Source organism: Streptomyces sp. NPDC059255, assembly GCF_042752355.1.
In the GTDB taxonomy this organism is placed as follows: domain Bacteria; phylum Actinomycetota; class Actinomycetes; order Streptomycetales; family Streptomycetaceae; genus Streptomyces.
Map to the genome: position 1 here is coordinate 113,416 of NZ_JBHYZP010000021.1, position 19,874 is coordinate 133,289.

Below are 19,874 nucleotides of genomic sequence, written 5' to 3' on the forward strand. Positions count from 1 at the left end.
ATTCACTTTGGGTCGAATTTCCGCGCAGGACAGGCCAAATGACGGCATGGAGGCGGTATTCGCGACACCGCTGCCGACCGCCGGGATGCCGTTACGGGCCTACCGCAGGGCTGTCACGGGGCTGTCACGGGGCCACTGCGCGGACAGGGTCCGGGCCCGGTCAGCTCCAGCTCTGCGAGTACTGGCTGCGGTAACTGGCCTTCTCCGACCACATCCGCTGAGCCATCGTCAGCCCCAGCAGACTCACGGCGATGATGAACAGCCCCGGCACCAGGGTCCGGTAGTCCACGATCGAGCTGACGCCGCCCGTGCCGGTGCCGACCCCGATGCCCACGCCGACGCCCGCCCCGGTGCCGGTCCCGTTGCCCGCCGGTACGCCCCCGCCGGCGCCCGTGCCCGTCGGCGCGGGGACGGCCGAGTCCACCGTCCCGTCGCTGCTCCCGGTCGCCGTCTCGTTGCCGTCGCCGACCGCGACGCCCGCGAGCCGCACCCCGAGGGCCGCCATCGCCGTCGACACCGGCTGGAAGAACGTCGTACCGCCGACGGTGCAGTCCCCGTTGCCGCCCGACGTCACCCCGAGCGCCAGCCCCTGCGCGAGGAGCGGGCCGCCGCTGTCGCCGGGCTCGGCGCAGACCGTGGTCTGGATCAGACCGCTGACCGTGCCCTCGCGGTAGTTCACCGTCACGTTCAGCGCCGTCACCTGCCCGGAGCGCAGCCCCGTGGTGCTGCCGCTGCGGAACACCTGCTGGCCGACGACCGGGTCGGCCGCGCCGATGATCTGGACGCCCCGGCCGTCACCGATGTCGACGGTGCTCGTGCCGTCGAAGGACGCCGGGTTCTCGTACTGCACGAGGGAGAAGTCGCTCTCGGGGAACGTCGTGGCGACCGTGGAGCCGACCAGCGTGCCGCCCGCCGTGTCCTGGAACCAGGTGGTGCCCGTGGGGCCGCAGTGCCCGGCCGTCAGAATGAAGTTGTCCTGGCCGTCCGTGACGTTGAAGCCGGCGGAACAGCGGTCGCTGTTGGTGAAGATCGGGGCGGCGCCGTTCACCTTCGTACGGAACTCGCCCGTGGTCCGCTCCATCTCCACGGAGTCCCCGATCCCGTCCGCGACATCGGTCAGCCGGGACCAGTCGTCGGCGGACACGGTCCGGTCGGCCTGCACCACGACCCGGTTGGCCGCGTAGTCCACGGCCCACGCGGTCCCCGGGACCCGGGGCGCCGCGCTCAGCGCCTCGGTGGCGGTGGTGAGGTCGCGCATGCTGTAGCGCATGACCTCGGCCCGCGCCCCCTCGCGCCGTACCTCGGCCGCCGCGTCCTCGTCCGTCACGGCGACCACCGGCCGCCCGTCCGCGGCGATCCAGGTACCGGCGGTACGGGCGGTGCCGAGCTTCGTCACCAGCCCCGTCCCGACCTCGGCGACGGACGACGTGCCACCGGGCCCCGTACCGCGCCCGGCCGGTTCGCCGGCCACCGCGTTCGAGACCAGCAGACCGCCGCAGAGCAGTCCGCCGACAGCGGCGAGTCGCGTCACCCGCCGGAGCGTGCGTCGCGCGTGCTTCGTCCGTGGCGTCCGTTGCGTCCGTGGCCTCTGTGGCGTCCGTGGCATCCGTGGCCCCCAGTGTCGTACCGGTACGACGTCGTCAGCGACGGAGCCCCGGGCATCAGAGGGCCCTCCTCCCATACGTACGGCGGGCGGGGCCCGTTCAACACCCGTCGGAAATCAGGGCTGGGGATCGAGGAAGCCGCGGGCGAGTTCGGTGAGGGGGTGGCCGGGGCCGTAGAGGCGTTCGCGGTCGGCCAGCACCCGCTCGAAGAGGGCGGTGGCCGCGTCGGTGTCGCCGGCGAGCCGGAGGGCGTAGGCGAGGTTGCTGCGGGCCGTGACGGTCTCGGAGTGGTCCGGCCCGTGGACCCGTTCGTAGTCGGCGACGACCTGGCGGTGGAGGCCGACGGCCGTCTCCAGGTCGCCCGTGTCGCGGTAGGAACTGGCCAGGTTGGCCAGGGCGTTGAGGGTGTGCGGGTGGTCGGGGCCGTGGAGGCGCCGCAGGTCCGTCAGGTTCCGCCGGTGCAGGTCCCGCGCCCGGGCCGGCTCGCCCCGCAGGGCATGGAGGTAGGCGAGGTTGGCCCGGGCGACGAGGGTGTCGGGGTGGTCGGGGCCGTGGACACGCTCGTGGTCCGCCAGGTTCCGCCGGTGCAGCGGGGCCGCCGTCTCCAGGTCACCGGCGGCCCGGTGGGCGCTGGCGAGGAAACTGCGGGAGGCGAGCGTGGCCGGGTGGTCGGAGCCCTGGAGCCGGGTGCGGATGTCCACCGCGCGCCGGGCGCAGGCTATGGCCGTGGCGGTATGACCGTCGCCCTGGAGGTATCCGGAGGCGGCCACGAGCAGGCCGGCGGTGCGCGGACTCTCCTCTGCCGCCGGAGTCCGGTCGGTCAGGGCCAGCAGATGCGGCAGGAGCGCGCGCCACCGGGGCCACCCGGAGACGTCGAACAGCGGGTCCGCCGGCAGTACGCGCTCCAGCAGCAGGGCGGCGCGTTCGCGGGCGGTGGTGATGGCCCGGACGGTGCGATGGGGGTCGGCGGGGTCGGGGGTACGTGCCACGGCCTGGACCAGGCGGTGGACGGTCACGGTCCCCCGGGTCAGCGTGATCATGCTGTATCCGTGGAGGAGGGCCAGCGCCTCGTCGACGGCGAACGGCTCCGCATCGGGGCCCGCATCGGGGGCCGCCCGCAGGTCGTCCCGCAGGTCCCCCGCCTCCCCGTCGGGTTCCTGGCGGAGGACGTCGAGCAGGTCGTCGAAGATGTCACGCGGCAGCGGTACGGGAGCGAACCAGGCGAGCAGCCGCAGCAGTTCCAGGGCCAGCGGCTGCCGGGCGGTGATCGCCTGGAGGGACAGCTGCCAGATCCGGGCGACGGTGCGCTGGTCGTCGGCCTCCTGGCCGCCCGCCGCGGCGGCGGCGAACATGCGGCCCGGGTAGCGGCGGAGGCGGTCGAGGTAGGCGGCCGGGCCGATGGCGGTGGACTCGATGTAGGCGGCGGCCTGCTCCAGGGCCAGGGGCAGCTGCCCCAGCTCGTCGGCGAGGCGGGCGAGGCAGTCGAGGCGGGCGAGAGCCTCCGGGTCGCCGAGAGCCTCCGGGTTGCCGAGAGCCTCCGGGTTGCCGAGGGCATCCGGGCCGCCGGGGGTCTCCGGGCCCTCGGGGGCGTCCGGCTCGATCAGGCGGCTCAGCAGCTCCACCGCGGCGTCGGGGGACAAGGTGTCCAGCGGGAGCGGCCGGGCCAGCCGGCGCCAGCCGGTGGTCCGTCGGCTGGTGATGATGTGGCGCCCCGTGGTCATGCCCAGCACCGGGGCCAGATCCCGCGGGGAAGCCGCGTCGTCCAGTACGAGGAGCCACCCCTCGTGAGCCCCCAGCCAGCTCAGCGCCCACTCGGCGCGCTCGGCGCTGGTCGCGGCGGCCAGTTGCTGGTGGGGGGCGAGTCGGACGGCGAGGTCGGCGAGCCCGTAGGTGAGGCCGGCGGCGGAGTCCGCGCTGAGCCACCACACCGGGTTGAACCGGTGCCGCAGCCGGTGGGCCGCCTGCAGGGCCAGGGCGCTCTTGCCCGTGCCGCCCAGACCGAGCACGACCGGCGGCACCGCGGGACCGGCCTCGCCCGGGGCGGCCTCGTCCAGGGCGGCCTCCAGCCGGGCCAGCGGCTCCACGCGGTCGACGAAGTCGGGGTTGGCGGGCGCGGGCAGGTTGGTGGTCCCGTGCGGCGCCGGCACCTCGGCGGGCGGCCGGACGGCGCCGGCCGGCAGGTGGACGGTGCGGGCGTCGATCGTGGCGTGGTCGCCGGTGGCGACGATGCCGCTGTTGGTGCCGACGGCCACCGACCGCTCACCGGAGGCCTCGACGCGGGGCCGCTCGCTCACCGCTGGACGGTGGCGCCGTCGCCGGTGCTGATGACGCCGTGGTTCGTCTCCACCGCGACAGCGCCGTCACCGGAGGCGGTGAAGGCGCGGGTGGGCAGCAACCGGGCCAGTTCCGCGGTCAGTTCGGCGTCCTCGCGCAGGATGCGGCGCACCTGGACGCGCAGCGCCGCCCGGGCGTCGTCGTCCGCCGGATCCCCGGCGACCTCCTCGATGGCCTGCCGCAGCCCGTCCCGGTTCTCCTCCCGGCTCCACAGCCGCTGCACGATGCGCCGGCCCAGCGAGACCGTCGCGTCGGCGGCCACATCGCTGGTCCGGGTGACCACGGCTCCCCCGTAGGCGGCGACGGCGGCAGTGATGTACGGCACCACGTCGTTGGCGACGGTCAAGGCGTCCACAGCGTTCCCCCTACAGTCGGTTCACCCGAGCATGCCACGGCCACCCCGGGCAACAGGCTCTACCGCTCCGGAAGTTCGGTGACGGCCCGGTCGCTGACGACGGCCACGACGATCATCGGAGCGTCGCCGTCGCACTGGTTGACCGAGACGCCGACCCAGCGGGGGCTCTCGCCCACCGGGCCCCACACCGACAGATCGCCGTAGCAGTCCTCGTCGCTCAGTGCCTGGAACAGCGGCGGCATGGGCTCGCCCGCCTGTTTCCTGAAGAGCGGCACATGCATGGCCACCCGCCGGTGTGGGCCCCACCGTTTCGTCAACTCGGCTACGAGGGAGTCCAGATGGCCCTGGGCCGCCTGCTCCGCATCGGTCCACGCCCGCTCGTACACACCCACGAGACCGTCGCTCTCCCAGAGCGGCGCGATCAGGAATCCCTCACCCCGCGTCACACGCCACTCCCCCGTGACCGGGTCCCCCTCACCGGCCGTCGGGCCGTCCGCCGACACGGGCGCGGCGAGCAGCGCCAGGACGTCGGAGACGGCGCGCGCGGTCTCGAACGTCTCCCCGATGCGCGCGGTCACAGCGTGGCCCGGTCCAAGGGGCGGGGCAGCGGCTGGAGAGCACCCGCGTCCCTCAGCCGCAGATACGCGCGGAGCACGGCCTCGGTGTCACCGCGCGACGTGATGTCGAGGAGTACGCCTCCGACGCCCAGCTCCTTCCGGTCCTCCGCCATATCGTCCGGGACCAGGGCGGCGCGTGCCGGGGAGAGATAGCCGACCCAGCCGATGGCGGGCTCACCGACGACGAAGCCGCCGTCGTCCTCCAGGACGTCGAGCACGTCGTCGTCGGTGACGCCGCCGAAGTCGGGCTCCCACACCTCGGCGACGGCGGCGAGGAGTTCGGCGTCGGGGATCTCGGCGCCGTCCGGCGAGTCGACGCCGATCACCATGGACTGGAGCAGGTTCTCCGGGGCTCCGCCCGCCCGGCCGCTCACCTCGATCTTCCACCCCGGCGCACCGGCCGCCACGAGGCGCAGCCCGTACCCGGTACGGTCCGACCAGCCGTCCGCCTCCCGCGCCACGCGCAGGGCGGCGAGGAGCGCCGCCGCGTCCGGCCGCAGGCCGGTGGCGGGCCCCGAGGCGGAGATGTTGCGCCACACCCCGGGCCCGGCGCCGGCCGCCGGGAGCAGACCGGCGAGCCGGTCCAGGGTCAGCTTCCACCGTGCGGCCAGCGCTTCGGCCGACTCCTCCCGGCGCCCCCAGAAACCTCGCACCAAACGTCGCATGTCCTGCTCTCCGTCGTCGCGTCGTCGCGTCGTCGCGTCGTCGCGTGGCCGTTGTCGTACGTCTCGTCGCTCGTCATACGTCCGTCACGTCGGTTGCCGTCCGTCACGTCGGTTGCCGTCCGTCACGTCGGATGTCGTCCGTCACGTCGGATGTCGTCCGCCGTACGTCGTCCACCGCCGACAGACCCTAGTCGAACGCCTCCGGCTTCCTGGTGCTGTCGCTGGGCCTCTGCTTCGTGTGCACGACCCTGATGGGCAGCTCGGCCTCCCGGAACGCCTTGCGGGCGGCCTTGGCCACGTCCGGGTCCGAGAAGTGCCATTCGACGGCCCGGCCGCCGGACGCCTCGACCTGCGCCGCCGCCTCGTCCACGAACTTCTTCTTGCCGGAATCGGAGAGCGTGCCCCTGTCGTTCTTGAGCAGGTAGCTGTCGTAGCCGTTCTTGGCCTCCAGGAACGTCTGCCTGCCGGAGTCCCAGCCGTCGTACTCGACCGCCGGCTTGCCCTCCTTGGGGTTCGGGACGATGTACTCCTTGCCGCGTATCGTGCCGGTGATCTGCTCCTGGTAGCGGAGCCAGGACTCGTTCTTCCAGTTGGGCGGCGGATTGCGGTCGCGGCCGGCCCAGTAGCCGTCGCCGAGGTCGGCGGAGCCGAGTTCCGGGTCGTTCAGGTCCTCGGCCCAGTCGGGGCGGTTGTAGTTACGCGGGTCGGAGGTGTCGTTGCGCTGGGGTTCGGGCCACGGCTTCTTCTCCTTGAGTGCCTTGGCGGCGCGTTCCGGCTCCTCGGCGCGCTTCTTCGCCAGCCAGGCGGCCCGCTCCTGCTTACGCGCTTCTTCCGCCTTGGCCTTGGCCGCCTCGTCGCAGCCGGGGTCGGCGAGGATCACCCGGTCCGGGGTGCCCGCGGCCAGCACGCCCGTGCCGGATCCGGACACGCCCCCGGTGCCGCCGCTCCCGTATCCGCCCCCGTAGCGCGGCCGGAGGACGGCGGCGAGGGTGCAGCCGGTTCTACGGGCCTGTTCCTCCGCCCGGTCCGCCGCCTCGTCGGCCTCCTTCGCCGCCTTGCGTGCGCCTTCGACATCACCCGCCTCCGCGGCCTTGCGGGCCCGGCGCGCCGCGTCACCCGCGTCCGTGGCGGCCTGGGCGACCTCCTCGGCGATCTTGCCCAGTTTGCCGAGTTTGCCCACCTTGCCGACGACCTTGGCCACGTCGTAGCCGGGGATGAAGAGGGAGCCGACGTTCCAGACGACATCGGTGGCGGCCCGGGTCTTCTCCCCGTTGTTCCAGCGGTCGCGTACCTCGTCGCCGACGAACACGTCGTCGCCGACCTTCACCACGGTCTTGACCGACGCCTCGCCCCAGTCGCCGAGGGCGCCGAGGTAGTCGCCGTCCTTCCACTTGTCGGTGGCGCCCTTGGAGTCCTGCGTCCACTTGTCGCCGAGCTGGCCGCCGTAGTCGGCCATGCCGGACCAGGTCTCGGGGTCGACGAGGTCGAAGATGCCGGTGAGGTCGCCCCATACGCCGTCGACGAAGACGCCCTTGACGACCTGGGTGCCGCGGTCCCAGGCACAGCCGAAGAAGCCCCAGCCGCCGCAGTCCTCCGTGTCCCCGGCCTTTTCCCCTTCTCCGGGGTCGTCGGTTCCGTCGGAGCCCTCGGTGTCTTCGGTGTCCTCTGTGCCTTCGGTGTCCAGCCCGGGCCCGTCGTACTCGGCCTCCGGTTCGACGCTGTTCACGGGATAGGTGTCGCCGGAGCCGGAGCCCTCCCTCCCCCTGGCTCCGTCTCCCTGAGGCGCGGGGGGTCTGCCGGCGGGGGGATCGTCCGCGGGGGCGGTGTCCCGGTCCTCGCCGGACGCGATGTGCCCGTCCCCGTCCCCGCCCTCGGGGCAGGACGTCCCCGTCAGTGAGCAGATCGCCGACCGCAGCCCGTCCGTGATCTGCCCGCCGACGCCGCCCAGCGCGAGCGCCAGGACGACCGCCGCGACAACGGTGATCAGACCGGCGTACTCCATGGCAGTCTGGCCCCGGTCGCGCCGCCAGGTGATCATGTGCGAGAGGGAGAAGCCGGGCTTCTCCTCCCGCTCGCGCTCCGCCGAGCCGAACCACGCGCGGCTCTCCGGCCGGGTCAGGAACAGCAGGATCAGCACCGGCAGGAAGAGCTGGAGGAAGCCGCGTCCCGACCCGTCGGCGACGTTGCCCAGTCCGCCGAGGATCAGCCACACCTGTACGGCGACCAGGCCGGCCCACACTCCGGTCCCGCCGGACCAGGTGCGTCGCGACAGCACCCAGCCCACCACGCCGGGCGCGGCGCCGTAGAGCAGGACGCCGAGGAGTTGGGCGCCCATCGCGTCCGCGGCGAGCGCCGAGCCGTAGAGGCCGAGCCCGCCGAGCACCGTGGCGCCGAACAGCACGTGGATCAGGGCCCGCGCCACCGCGAGTTCCCGCGGCAGCCCCCGCCGCCCCGGCCGCCCGTCGCCTCCCGGCGCCGGACCGCCGCCCCCGTACACAGGTGTTCCCCCGAACGCAGACATGCCTTGTCCCCCAACAAGTTGCGCCTGTCACTTCCATGACAATCCATCAGACTACGGCCGGATCCCGCCCCCGTCGTGGGCCCCTGGGCCCAATTCGGGACCCGTGCGGCACGGGGAACGCGACGCGTGACAGCGCGTGCCGCCCTGGGTAGGGCTTGACCGGGCAGCGGGATCCGGAGCGGCGGAGGGAATCGAGCGGCATGAGCACACACCACGGATCCGTCGGGGGCGAGGACTTCGACGTCGCGGCGGTACGCGCGGCGTACCCCGCGCTGCGCGACGGCGTCGCCTACCTCGACGGGGCGGCCGGTACGCAGACCCCGGAGCCCGTGATCGAGGCGATCGCGGCGGCCTACCGCGCGGGCTTCGGCAATGTCGGGGGCGCGTTCCCGGCGAGCGACCGCGCGGGCGCGATCGTCGACGCCTGCCGCGCCGCCGTCGCGGACCTGGTCGGCGGCCGGCCGGAGGGTGTGGTGCTGGGCGCCAACACCACCACCCTCGTCTACCGGTTCGCCGGGATCCTCGGGGCGACCTGGCGGCCGGGGGACGAGATCGTCCTCTCCCGCCTGGACCACGACGCCAACGTCCGCCCCTGGGTGCAGGCCGCGGCACGGGCGGGTGCCGCCGTACGGTGGGCGGAGGTGGACCCGGTCTCCGGGGAGCTGCCGGCCGGTCAGTACGACGCCCTGCTCGGCGCCCGGACCCGGCTCGTCGCGGTCACCGCGGCCAGCAACATCCTGGGCACGCGCCCGGAGGTCGCGGCGATCACGGCGCGGGCCCACGCGGTGGGCGCGCTGACGTACGTGGACGGCGTGCACGCCACGCCCCACGGCCCGGTGGACGCGCCGGCCCTGGGCGCGGACTTCTACGCGACGAGCGCCTACAAGTGGTCGGGCCCGCACGTCGGCGCGGTCGTCGCCGACCCGGCGCTCCTGGAAACCCTGCGCCCCGACAAGCTGGCGTGCTCGCCCGACGGGGTGCCGCAGCGGTTCGAGACGGGAACAGCGCCCTTCGCCGACCTGGCCGGGGTCACGGCCGCGGTGGACCACCTGGCGTCACTCGGCGGCACGCGGACCGGCACGCGCAGGCAGCGGCTGCTCACCTCGATGGCGGCGGTGGAGACGTACGAGCAGAAGCTCTTCGCCACCCTGCTGGGCGGCCTCCGGGACCTGCCCCACGTCACCCTCTACGGAAACCCCGCGCACCGCACCGCGACGGCCTACTTCCGCGTCGCGGGCCACACCCCGTCCGCCGTGGCCCAGCACCTGGCGACCCGTGGCGTGAACGTCTGGAGCGGCCACAACTACGCCTGGGAGCTGACCGGTTCACTGGGCCTGCGGGACACGGGCGGCGCGGTCCGCGCGGGCCTGGTCCACTACAACGACACGTCGGACGTGACCCGCCTGCTCGCGGGCGTGGCGGAACTGTCGTAACCGGGGACGGCGAGGCGGCTGCCGGGCACGGCAAGGCGGCTGCCCGGCACCCCGGGGCACCGCCGCCCCTCCCGGACCGGCCCGGGGGCGTCACTCCGCCGCGCGGGGAGGCCGGGATACGGGACCGGCCCCCTCACCGCCGGAACGGCAACACCCTCACAGGCAGGCCCCGTACAGCACGGGCCGAGGCCGCCGTCCCGTACGACCGCTCCCAGCTCTCGCAGGAGGGCGGCCCACTCCCGTCTCACCCCGGCAGGGTGGCCCAGACGACTTTCCCGACGCCTCCGCGCACCGCAGTTCGAGGGTCCCGGACGCGGTCACGCGCCACCCGGGAGGGCAATCACCGGCTCGTGATCGCCATCGAGGAAACGGTCCTGCGCTACCGCCTCGGTGACGCGGGCGTCATGGCCGGACAATGGGGACACCTGCTGTCCGTCATGGATCTGCCGTCCGTGTCCCTCGGGGTCATCCCGTCCGCCGCCCCGCGTGGCATGTGGCCGCTGGAGACCTTCACCGTCTTCGACGATCACCGCGTGCACCTGGAACCGTTGTCGGCGGCCGTCAAGATCGCCTCACCCGAAGAGATCTCCCTTTACGTCCGGGCGTTCGAGGAGCTCCGCGCCATGGCCGTGTACGGGCCGGCCGCGCGGGCGCTCGTCGTGGAGGCCATCGAGGCGCTGGGGTAGCCGCCGTCCCGCACGGCGTGCCCGCGTCGTGCCACATGACGTGGCGCACACCAATGGGTGCAATAAGTGATGAATCTCATATGCCTAACATGTACCCTTAAGTAATGAAAGCGCGGCTGGATCTGCTGGCCACCGTGGACGAAGGCGTCACGGAGAGTGAAATCTTCCGGCTGGCCCTCCAGCACTCGGTGGCGGAGCTCGGCGGCCTGGGTGGGACCGTGCATCTGCGCGGCCCGATGTCCGCGCTGCGGCTCGTCTCCTCGACCGGGCTGCCCCCGCGTCTGGTGCGGCCCTGGGAGATCATCGACCAGGAGGGGCCGACCGCCCCCGCGCGCGCCCTGCGCGAAGGCGGCGCCGGTGGCGGCACCGGGGCCGGGGTGTGGGTGCCCACCGGGCGCGACGGCACCTGGCCGGGAACGGGGCTCGCGGCCGTACCGGTGTCCGGTGCGGAGCGTCCCGTCGGCGCGCTCACCCTCGTCATGGGGGAACAGGGCCGGCCGACCGACGCGCAGTGGGCCTTCCTGCGGGCCGTCGTCGCCTGGGCCGAGGAGCGGATGGGGCAGGCGCCGCCGCCCGGGCGGGTCCGTACCCCCGGCGAGGAGTCGGGCGGGCGGCAGCTGCGGCAGGCGCTGAAGGCCGTCCAGGTCGGCACCTGGGACTGGAACATCCAGAGCGGCGAGCTGGCCTGGGACGACGCCGCCATGGACATCTACGGCACCGACCCGGCCGACTTCCTCCACAGCATCGAGAGCTGGCTCAAGGTCGTCCACCCCGACGACCTCCCCTGGACCCTCGCCGCCGTCCAGCGGTCGATCCGCGACCGGGCCGTCTTCGAGGCCGAGTACCGGGTACGGCGCCCCGGCGGCGGCTACGTCTGGACACAGGCGCGCGGCCGGGTCGTCCTGGACGACCGGGGGGAGCCGGTCCGTATGGTCGGCCGGGCCTGGGACAGCAACGAGTCGCCCGCCGCCCGCGACGCCCTCGGCCGCGCCCTGCGCCACATGAGCGACGGCTTCCTCGCCGTGGACGAGGACTGGCGGATCACCTTCGTCAACCTCGCGGCGGAGCACACGCTCGGCTCCTCCGAGGCGGAGCTGGTCGGCCGGGTCCTGTGGGAGCTGCCCTCCGTCCACGGCGTGCCCGACCTGGAGGCGCACTGCCGGGAGGCCGCCGCCGCGGGCCGGCCCGCCGGTTTCGACGTACGGGTGCCGGACGCCGGAGTGGTACGCGACGAAACGGAGCCACCCGTCGCCGACGGGCGCAGCTACCACCTCCGGGTCGTTCCCGTGCCCGACGGCGTCACCCTCTACTTCACCGATGTCACCGAGCGCCGCCGCCGCGAGGCCGAGCAGGCCGCCACCGAACGGGCCACCGCCGAACGCTCCGCCCGGATCGCGGAGCTGACCGGCGCGCTCGCCGGGGCGACGAGCTCACGGGACGTGGTGGACGCCGTCGCGCGGGGCGTGCTGACGCCGTTCGGCGCCGCCGGGCTGATGGTGCTGGCCGTGGAGGGCGGCAGCGGCCGGCTCTCGTACATCGGATCCGTCGGCTACGGGCGCGAGTTCGTCGACGCGATCATCGGAAGCTCACCCGAGCGGGGCGGGCCGATCTGGGAGGCCATCCTGACCGGGTCGCCGCTCTTCCTCGCCTCCGCCGACGAGTTCATGGCACGCTACCCGGCGATGCGGGAGCGGCCCGCCGAGTCCGCCAAACAGGCGTGGGCGTTCCTGCCGCTGACCGTCTCCGGCCACACCTTCGGCATCTGCGTGCTCGCCTTCGACCGGCCGCGCCACTTCTCCGACGGCGACCGTACGCTGCTGACCGCGATCAGCGCGCTCGTCGCACACGCCCTGGAACGGGCCCGGCTGTACGACGCCGAGCACACCCGGTCCCGCGAACTCCAGCGCGTCCTGCTCCCCCACACCCTGCCCGAACTGCCCGCGTGCACGGCCGCCGCCCGCTATCTGCCCGCCGGACAGGGCATGGACGTCGGCGGCGACTGGTACGACGTCATCCCGCTCTCCGCCGGGCAGGTCGCGCTGGTCATCGGCGACGTGATGGGCCACGGGCTCTCCGAGGCGGCCACCATGGGACGGGTCCGTACCGCCGTCCACACCCTGGCCGCCCTCGAACTGCCGCCCGACGAGATCATGAACCACCTCAACGACATCGTCGGCGCCCTCGGCGAGGACTCGTTCGTCACCTGCCTGTACGCGCTGTACGACTCGACCACCCGGATCTGCTCCTTCGCCCGCGCCGGACACCCACCGCCCGCCGTGGTCCACCCCGACGGCACCGTCCACTTCCCCGACCTGGCCCCTGACCCGCCGCTCGGCGCGGCCGAGCCGCCGTTCGAGACGGTGGAACTGACGATCCCCGAGGAGGGGCTGCTCGTCCTCTACACCGACGGCCTGGTCGAGGCGAAGGGCCGCGAGATCGACGAGGGGATGACCACGCTCGCGGACCTGCTCCGCAGCGCGGACACCTCCCCCACCGCCGACCTGGACCAGCTCTGCGACACCCTGACGGCCGGATTGCTCCCCGCCGACCAGCCCACCCCCGACGACGCGGCGCTCCTCGTCGCCCGCGTCCACGCGCTCGCCGCCGACCACATGGCCTCCTGGCCGCTCCCCTCGCATCCGCAGGCCGCCGGGGAGGCACGCAAACACGTACGGGAACAGCTCGCCGCCTGGGGCCTCGACGACCTGGCGATGACCACGGAACTGCTGGCCAGCGAGTTGGTCGGCAACGTCGTACGGCACGCCAAGGGCCCCGTGCGGCTCCGGCTGCTGCGCAGCGCCGAACTGGTCTGCGAGGTCGGCGACGGCAGCCTGACCACCCCTCGGATCCGCCGCGCCTCGGCGACGGACGAGGGCGGGCGGGGGCTCCAGCTCATCACGGCGCTCTCGCAGCGGTGGGGGACGCGCTACACGGCGACGGGCAAGTGCATCTGGACCGAACAGGCGCTCCCGGGAACGGAGGAGTACCGCGCGGGACATCCGGCCGGCGGGGGCGCGGACTTCGCCCTCGGCGAGGACTTCGGGTCGCCGGGGGACTTCGTCACGGGCGAGTTGTAGGGCCGCGACCGGTCCCCGGGGCGGTCAGTCGTTCTGGACGCGGGCTTGTTCCGCACGGTGCCGGCCGTCGCGCCGGGTCCGGTCGAGACGGCGTTCTTCGAGAGGCTCGGCGCCCTGAAGGCGGCGCTCGGGGGGACGTTGGACACACCGGAGAACGTCGTCGCCGCGGCCCTGCGCGCGCTCGACCGCGACCGTGGCTATGTGGTGCCCGGCCGGGGCAACTTCGCGACGGCCCACCTCACACCGCGGTGCCCGCGCAAACGCGTGGCCCTGATCGGCCGGAGGATCACCCGAGGCGCCGCGGAGACCCAGGCCCCCGCCGCCGCCCCTGCCACGGCGCGCTGAACCCGGCGGGGCGCGCCGTGGCGGGCCGAGGGGGCACCGATACGTGCCGGGGCGAGCGCCGATACGCGCGCAGGAGTGCCGATACGCGGAGGGGTGCCGATACACGCCGGGGCGGGCACCGATACGCGCGCAGGGGGGTGCTGATACGTGCCGGGGCGGGCTCGGGAGCGTATGAATTCCGCCATATCTGAGCGATCGCGGGGCGCGGACGGCGATTCGGTGCCAGCATCGCCGTCCGGGTCAGCCCGAGGCCAGACCCGTCGGGACCTCGGCAGACGCGCGGAGATCACGAGGCGGTGCGAGGCAATTCATCGCGCCAAACCGACCCTTTCGCGTTTGCGGCCCGGGAACCGGGCGCCGAAGCCTTTACGCAAAGGTCACTTGGTCCACTACTCTTCCACCTGTCACACCAGAGCAACACACTGCATACACTCAACACGCCACACCCCTGGCCTCGTTGGGACACCCGCGTCCACCGCGACGCCCACTCCCTCCCCCGTCTCCACCTCCTCCCCCTCTCCACCCCCCTCCCCTTTTGCCGACCGATCGCAGATCCCGGACCTCTGCTCCCGGAACTCGGTCACGGATCCGCGTACCCCGTCCCCGCGGGCGACGCTGGAGGCAAGCTGCGCATGTCAGAGATGAGCGGTGCCGACCCCACTCGGCCCATCGATCAGCGATCTCCCGCCGAGCCGTCGGGCGCCGTTCCCGTGCCTCCGGGCGGAATCCCCGCCCCGGCGGACCCGTCCGGCCCCGTGAACGCTCACGGCCCCGTGGCCGCTCAGGCCCCCGCACCACCGCCCGGCCCCGTACCCCCGCACCGTCCGGGCAAGGAACTCGCGGCCCTGCGCGCGCCCGATCCGTCCGCCGGCCCCGACCCGTCGGACCTGGAACTCTTCGAGGACGCGCCCGGAACCGCCCCGGCGGCCCCGGCCGGCCCGGACGCGCCCACCGCCGTGATCTCCGCGGCCCCCCTCGCCGGCGCCGACCCCGGCCGGCTGCCCCCGGAGGGGCTGCCCAACGGGCTCGGCTGGCCGCGCGGTTCGGTCGGGCCCTCGGCGCTGCTGCCCGTGCCGCCGCCGGGGCCGCCGCCCGGTCCGGGGCCGGGCACACTGCCGGGCGGGCGGATCCCGTTCGAGCAGCCCGAGCAGCACGGCCGCTCCCTGTGGGTCACCGTGCTCGCCGGGGTCGCCGCGCTCGCCTGCGGCGCCACGCTCGTCGTCATGGCCGGATCGCAGGACCGGGAGGCCGTGAAGGCCGCCGCGCCGGTCACCGGGGCGACCGTCCCCGGGCTGCGCGGCTACCCCGAGCCCCCGGAGGGCAATCCGGGCGACGGCGGCGACTCCGCGGGGTCCCTGTCGGAGGCCGAGTCCCCGGTCTCCCCGGGCGTCCAGCACGGCGAGGCCGCCAACGACCCGCCGCGCGCCGCGAACACCGGCGAGCCGGGCTCCGAGGACGGTAAGGGCGACACCACCGGCGGCGCGGACGGCGACGGCGCGAAGGGTGACTCCGCGTCAGGCGGCTCGGGTTCGGGATCCGGCTCCGGCTCCGGTTCCGGTGGCGGCTCCGGCGGCAACCCCGCCCCGGGCCCCGGATCGGCCGGCGGCTGGGGCGACGGCGGCAGCACCGGCGGGAGCGGGGGCGGCAGCGGCTGGAACGGCGGCTCGATCGGCCGGCCGACCTCCTCGCCGGACCGCAAGGCGGCCATGCAGGCCGTCAACTACCCGGACCGCTACTGGTACATACGCGGCAACGGCGTCGGCTACCTCGACCGGGTCAGCCGCGGTGCGGCGGCCTTCACCGTCAAGGAGGGCCTCACCGACTCGAAGTGCTACTCCTTCGCCCTGAGCAACGGCCGTTACCTGCGCCACTCGAACTTCCGGCTGCGCGCCGAGTCCGACAACGGCGGCACCTTCCGCAAGGACGCCACCTTCTGCCCGCGCTCCGCGGGCAACGGCACGATCATGCTGGAGTCCGTCAACTACCCCGGCCGCTTCATCCGCCACCGTGACTTCCAGCTCTGGCTGGACCCGTACCAGAACAGCGGCCTCTACCGGGCGGACACCGCCTTCCGCATGGTCTCCGGCTGACGGCCCGGCCCCTCCCCGGGCGGGAGGGGCGGGGTCCGGCCCTGACCGGCCGATGGCATAGGGTCGTGCGCCGTCGGGACTTCGAACACCCGTCCTGGGAGAACCGATGGGAAACGCGCGTTGGATCGTCCCGGTGATGGCCGGGCTGGTGATGACCCCGATCGCGGTCGGCCTCGGCCTTCTGCTGATCTCGTCGGTCAACGACGGGGAGGATCCCGACCTCGGCGCGCCCGCGCCGATGGGGACCGAGCTGAAGGCCGGCGACGGCGGTGTGCCCCCCGAGTACGGGCAGCTCATCCTCGACGCGGCGGCCGACTGCGACCAGAAGCTGTCCGCCACCGTCCTGGCGGCGCAGCTCAAGCAGGGCAGCAACTTCCAGGCGCGCGCCCAGTCGATCGAATCCGGGGACCGTCCGCCGGCTCAGGGCATCGCCCAGTTCCGGCCGGACGTGTGGAAGGCCGAGGGGTACGACGCCAACGAGGACGGCCGGGTGGACGTCTGGGACCCCGCCGACGCCATACCGTCGCAGGGCCGGGCGATGTGCAAGCTCCTCGTGAAGGCGAAGGAACACCCGGACTACCGCGGCAAACCGATCGAGGTGGCCCTGGCCGCGTATCACGCCGGGTGGGAGACCGTGGAGACGTACCGCGGTGTGCCACGCGCCAGTTGGTCGGACGGGGCGACGTTCGAGTACGTCCGCGGTGTCATGAAGTCCTCGTCCTACATGGTGGTCCCGGCCGGCGGCTCACTGCCGGGGAACTGGACCCTCCCCGTCGTCGGCCCGGCGGGCGCCCCGTACCACCAGCAGGGCTCCTCCTGGTCCACCGGCTTCCACACGGGCATCGACTTCGTCGTGCCCACGGGGACCGAGGTCCGGGCGATCGGCCCGGGCGAGGTGGTCACGGCGGGCCCGGGCGGTGACTACGGCAACCAGATCGTCATCCGCCACGAGGACGGCACGTACAGCCAGTACGCCCATCTCCTGGAGATACGGGTCACCGCCGGCCAGCGCGTGGAGGGCTCCCGGGTCATCGGTTTCTCCGGCGCCACGGGCAATGTGACGGGCCCGCACCTCCACTTCGAGATCCGTACGGGCCCGGACTTCGGCTCGGACGTCTCCCCGCTGCCGTACCTGCGGGGGAAGGGCCTGATCAGCTGAGCCCTGATCAGCCGCGCCCTCATCAGCTGTGCCCTCATCAGCTGGTGCCGCGTCAACCAACGTTCAGATCCGGGTCGGTGGCGCGGTCATCGCCGCCGTCAGGAACGTGATCGCCCATCGCCGGGCCGCCTCGCCCGCTGCCGGGGACACGCAGCCGGGGGAGGGCCGCTGGTGGGCCTCCAGCCGGTCGACGGCCGTCACGGCGAGGATCCCCCGCATCCGGAACCGCAGCTCCTCCGGGGAAAGGCCGGGCAGTACGCGCGCGAAGGCTGCGAGGTAGCGCTCGCGGACCGCGTCCTCGGCCGGGCCGGTCCAGCTCCGTACCTCCTCGGCCGGGTCGCTGAGGATCGTCACGATCAGCCGGGACGTCCGGGCGCCGCCCTCGTCGCCGGCCGGCATCTCGTCGAACAGCGGCCCCGCGAATGCCTCCACCAGTTCGCCGGCCGGCGGGTCGGGGGTCCGGGCGAGCAAGGTGTCGAGCCCGGCACGCTGGGCAGCGTTGATGGGCTCGACCACGCGGCGGGCGACTGCGGCCATGAGCTCCGCCTTCGAGCCGAAGTGGTAACCGACGGCGGCCAGGTTCGCGCCGGCGAGTTTGGTGATCGCGCGGACCGAGGTGCCGCGGGAGCCCGCTGAGCGACCCAGGACGGCGACAACCTCACCGTCCACGCACACCACCGCCGGTCCCCCGGTCCTCGAACCCCGGGCCGGTCGTTCGGGAGTACGCCCGGGGATTCAGCGCCCGCCGGTGCAGACCCCCGTCTCCCAGGCCCAGGCCGCGATCTCGACGCGGTTGCGGGCGGCGAGTTTGCGCTGGATGTTGCCCAGGTGGGTCTTGACCGTGGAGTGGGTGACGTACAGCTCCCCCGCCACTTCCTCGTTGGTGTGACCGCGGGCGACCAGACGGACGACGTCGAGTTCGCGCTGGGTGAGGGGGTCGGTGAGCCGGGCGGTCGTACGGGGGACGTAAGGAGCGGGGCGGGAGCCGGAGTGCTCCCGCGGGGGCGGCGCCATGTGCCGCAGGAGGCGGACGGTGACGGAGGGGGAGATGAGGGAGTTGCCGGCGGCCGCAGCGCGTACGGCTTCGGCGAGGAGGGCGGGGGCGCCGTCCTTGAGGAGGAAGCCGCAAGCGCCGTTGCGCAGGGCCTGGTAGACGTACTCGTCGAGGTCGAAGGTGGTGGCGATCAGGACGTGGAGCGGGTCGGGAACGTCCGGTCCTGCCAGCAGACGGGTGGCTGCCAGACCGTCCATCCCGGGCATGCGGATGTCGAGCAGGCAGACGTCCGGGCGGAGCCGACGGGCCGCCTCCACCGCGTCGGTGCCGTTGGCGGCCTCGGCGACGACGTCCATGTCCGGCTGGGCACCGAGGATCATGCGGAAGGCCGACCGGATCATGTCCTGGTCGTCGGCGATCAGGACCCGGATCTTCATGGGGACATGGTCGCAGAGGGGGTGGGGCCGCCGGTCGCGCGGTCCGGGCCTTTCACGCTGTCCGGGCGGTCCTGGCGGTCCGTCCGGTCCGGGCTGTCCGTCCGGTCCTGGCTGTCCTGGCGGCCCGTCACGTCCTGGCTGTCCTGGCGGCCCGTCCTGGGAGACGGTGGGAGGGGGATGTCGGCGGTGACCTCCCAGCCGGGGCAGCCGCGCCGGGGACCGGCGGTGAAGTGACCGCCGAGCGCCTCGACCCGTTCGGCGAGCCCGAGGAGGCCGTAGCCCCCGCGGTGCTGTCCTGGCACGGGCTGTCCGGTGGCGTCCCCGGCGCGCTGTCCCTCCGGACCGGTCCGGGTGCGGTACGGCGCCCCGTTCGCGGCCCGGCCGTCGTCGTGCACAGAGACGTCCAGCCGGCCGGGGTCGTCCGCCCGGAGCCGGATGTCCACGGTGATGTGCCCGGCGGTGTCGGCGTACTTGCGGATGTTGGTGAGGGATTCCTGCACCAGGCGGTGCACGATGGTGCTGATCTCGGGAGGCAGGAAACGTCCGGCGAGCCGGGGGTCGAGGGCGAGTCGGGCGGGCCGGCCCGCGGCGGCGAAGCTCTCGACGAGGTCGCGTACGCGGGTGAGGTCGCCCCCGGGGCGGGTGGCGGCCGGATGTCCCGGGGCGCGCAGCATGGAGACCATGCCGCGCATCGACTCCATCGCCTGTGAACCGGCCTCCTCGATCCCGGCGAACACCTGGTCCAGGTCGGCGGGGGCCGGTGCCTGGCCGGCCGAGGTGACATAGCGGGCCGCCTTGGCCTGCGCGACGATCGCGGTGACGTGGTGGGCCACGAAGTCGTGCAGCTCCCGGGCGTGCTCCAGGCGCTCGGCCTGGCGGGCGGCCTGCTCGGCGGCGTTCCGCTCGCGGTCGCGCAGGGTGTCGACGAGGCGCAGATACAGGCCCAGTACGACCATCAGCACGGTGGCGAAGAGGAGCACCGGCGCCCCGATCGTCTTCACGTACTCGTACTCGGTCGCCGGGATCCGCAGGAGCAGCAGCGGGGCGGCCACGGCGGTCGGGGGGAGCAGCGCGATGTTCCGCACCGGCGACTGATGGCGCACGGTACGGGCGATCAGCAGCAGGAGCGCGCACAGTTCCGTCATCCCCGGGGTGTTCTCGGGCCGCTGAGTCAGCTGCATTTCCGTCACCGACAGTGCGAGGGACGCGGCCACGGCGCCGCCCGCGACGAGGAAGAACCGCGCGGGCGGCACGAACAGGGCCACCACGCACAGTCCTCCGGTGACGGTGGTGGCGGCCGCGGTGGGGGCGAAGCCGGTGTTGAGCCCCTCGGCGACGAGCACGGCGAGGACGGCGGCACCCGCCATCACCAGCAGGACCAGATGGGTGCGGGAGCGGACCCGGAACGCGTGGATCATGCCACCTCACGTTACGGCGCCGACCGGCGGCCCGCCTCGGCCCTTCGGCCGATACGGGCGGGCCGGGCCGTTCGGCATTCCGGCTGATCCGCGGCGGGCCCGCTCCACCGGATGATCGGGGTGCGGGACGAGGGCCGGG

General features: G+C 73.7%; 15 protein-coding genes. 6 read left to right on the plus strand and 9 right to left on the minus strand.

Features of this window, described 5'->3' with window-relative positions; translation table 11 throughout:
* Positions 1–160: 160 nt before the first annotated feature.
* The 6 genes from ACFXKG_RS24060 to ACFXKG_RS24085 all read right to left on the minus strand — a co-directional run bounded on the left by ACFXKG_RS24060 (position 161) and on the right by ACFXKG_RS24085 (position 8,096).
* A complete protein-coding gene (locus ACFXKG_RS24060) occupies positions 161–1,606 on the minus strand; it encodes a S1 family peptidase (RefSeq protein ID WP_384842659.1) in 1,446 nt (481 codons plus the stop codon).
* Positions 1,607–1,720: 114 nt separating this feature from the next.
* The gene (locus ACFXKG_RS24065) at positions 1,721–3,898 is read right to left on the minus strand and encodes a tetratricopeptide repeat protein (RefSeq protein WP_384842662.1); all 2,178 of its coding nucleotides are present in this window, start codon (positions 3,896–3,898) and stop codon (positions 1,721–1,723) included.
* On the minus strand, positions 3,895–4,293 hold the full coding sequence (locus ACFXKG_RS24070; RefSeq protein ID WP_384842665.1) for a hypothetical protein: 399 nt from the start codon (positions 4,291–4,293) through the stop codon (positions 3,895–3,897). Before ACFXKG_RS24070 ends, ACFXKG_RS24065 begins: the two co-directional genes overlap by 4 nt.
* 59 nt (positions 4,294–4,352) lie before the next feature.
* Positions 4,353–4,871 (minus strand): hypothetical protein, encoded by a 519-nt coding sequence (locus ACFXKG_RS24075; protein ID WP_384842668.1) that lies wholly within the window; start codon positions 4,869–4,871, stop codon positions 4,353–4,355.
* Positions 4,868–5,575, minus strand: a complete 708-nt coding sequence (locus ACFXKG_RS24080; protein ID WP_384842671.1) for an Imm52 family immunity protein — start codon at positions 5,573–5,575, stop codon at positions 4,868–4,870. The genes ACFXKG_RS24075 and ACFXKG_RS24080 overlap by 4 nt, the downstream gene beginning before the upstream one ends.
* 187 nt (positions 5,576–5,762) lie before the next feature.
* A complete protein-coding gene (locus tag ACFXKG_RS24085; protein WP_384842674.1) occupies positions 5,763–8,096 on the minus strand; it encodes a Tox-REase-5 domain-containing protein in 2,334 nt (777 codons plus the stop codon).
* 200 nt (positions 8,097–8,296) lie between these two features.
* On the opposite strand from ACFXKG_RS24085, the gene ACFXKG_RS24090 reads away from it, so the two are divergent.
* The 6 genes from ACFXKG_RS24090 (at position 8,297) to ACFXKG_RS24115 (ending at position 16,886) form a co-directional block, all read left to right on the plus strand.
* On the plus strand, positions 8,297–9,529 hold the full coding sequence (locus ACFXKG_RS24090; RefSeq protein ID WP_384842677.1) for a cysteine desulfurase-like protein: 1,233 nt from the start codon (positions 8,297–8,299) through the stop codon (positions 9,527–9,529).
* 257 nt (positions 9,530–9,786) lie between these two features.
* Positions 9,787–10,215, plus strand: a complete 429-nt coding sequence (locus tag ACFXKG_RS24095) for a Scr1 family TA system antitoxin-like transcriptional regulator (RefSeq protein ID WP_384842680.1) — start codon at positions 9,787–9,789, stop codon at positions 10,213–10,215.
* A 104-nt stretch (positions 10,216–10,319) separates the two neighbouring features.
* A complete protein-coding gene (locus tag ACFXKG_RS24100; protein WP_384842683.1) occupies positions 10,320–13,292 on the plus strand; it encodes a SpoIIE family protein phosphatase in 2,973 nt (990 codons plus the stop codon).
* A gap of 45 nt (positions 13,293–13,337) precedes the next feature.
* Positions 13,338–13,637 carry a hypothetical protein gene (locus tag ACFXKG_RS24105; protein WP_384842686.1) on the plus strand — a complete coding sequence of 100 codons (300 nt, stop codon included), beginning with the start codon at positions 13,338–13,340 and terminating at the stop codon, positions 13,635–13,637.
* Between the two features lie 773 nt (positions 13,638–14,410).
* Complete coding sequence (locus tag ACFXKG_RS24110) at positions 14,411–15,727, plus strand: AbfB domain-containing protein (RefSeq protein WP_384842690.1); 1,317 nt, start codon at positions 14,411–14,413, stop codon at positions 15,725–15,727.
* A 106-nt stretch (positions 15,728–15,833) separates the two neighbouring features.
* Positions 15,834–16,886 (plus strand): peptidoglycan DD-metalloendopeptidase family protein, encoded by a 1,053-nt coding sequence (locus tag ACFXKG_RS24115; RefSeq protein WP_384842693.1) that lies wholly within the window; start codon positions 15,834–15,836, stop codon positions 16,884–16,886.
* Positions 16,887–16,949: 63 nt separating this feature from the next.
* On the opposite strand, the gene ACFXKG_RS24120 is transcribed toward ACFXKG_RS24115, so the two are convergent.
* The 3 genes from ACFXKG_RS24120 to ACFXKG_RS24130 all read right to left on the minus strand — a co-directional run bounded on the left by ACFXKG_RS24120 (position 16,950) and on the right by ACFXKG_RS24130 (position 19,735).
* The gene (locus ACFXKG_RS24120; RefSeq protein ID WP_384842696.1) at positions 16,950–17,555 is read right to left on the minus strand and encodes a TetR family transcriptional regulator; all 606 of its coding nucleotides are present in this window, start codon (positions 17,553–17,555) and stop codon (positions 16,950–16,952) included.
* A 66-nt stretch (positions 17,556–17,621) separates the two neighbouring features.
* Positions 17,622–18,317, minus strand: a complete 696-nt coding sequence (locus ACFXKG_RS24125) for a response regulator (RefSeq protein WP_384842699.1) — start codon at positions 18,315–18,317, stop codon at positions 17,622–17,624.
* Positions 18,314–19,735 carry a sensor histidine kinase gene (locus ACFXKG_RS24130; RefSeq protein WP_384842702.1) on the minus strand — a complete coding sequence of 474 codons (1,422 nt, stop codon included), beginning with the start codon at positions 19,733–19,735 and terminating at the stop codon, positions 18,314–18,316. The genes ACFXKG_RS24125 and ACFXKG_RS24130 overlap by 4 nt, the downstream gene beginning before the upstream one ends.
* Positions 19,736–19,874 lie beyond the last annotated feature (139 nt).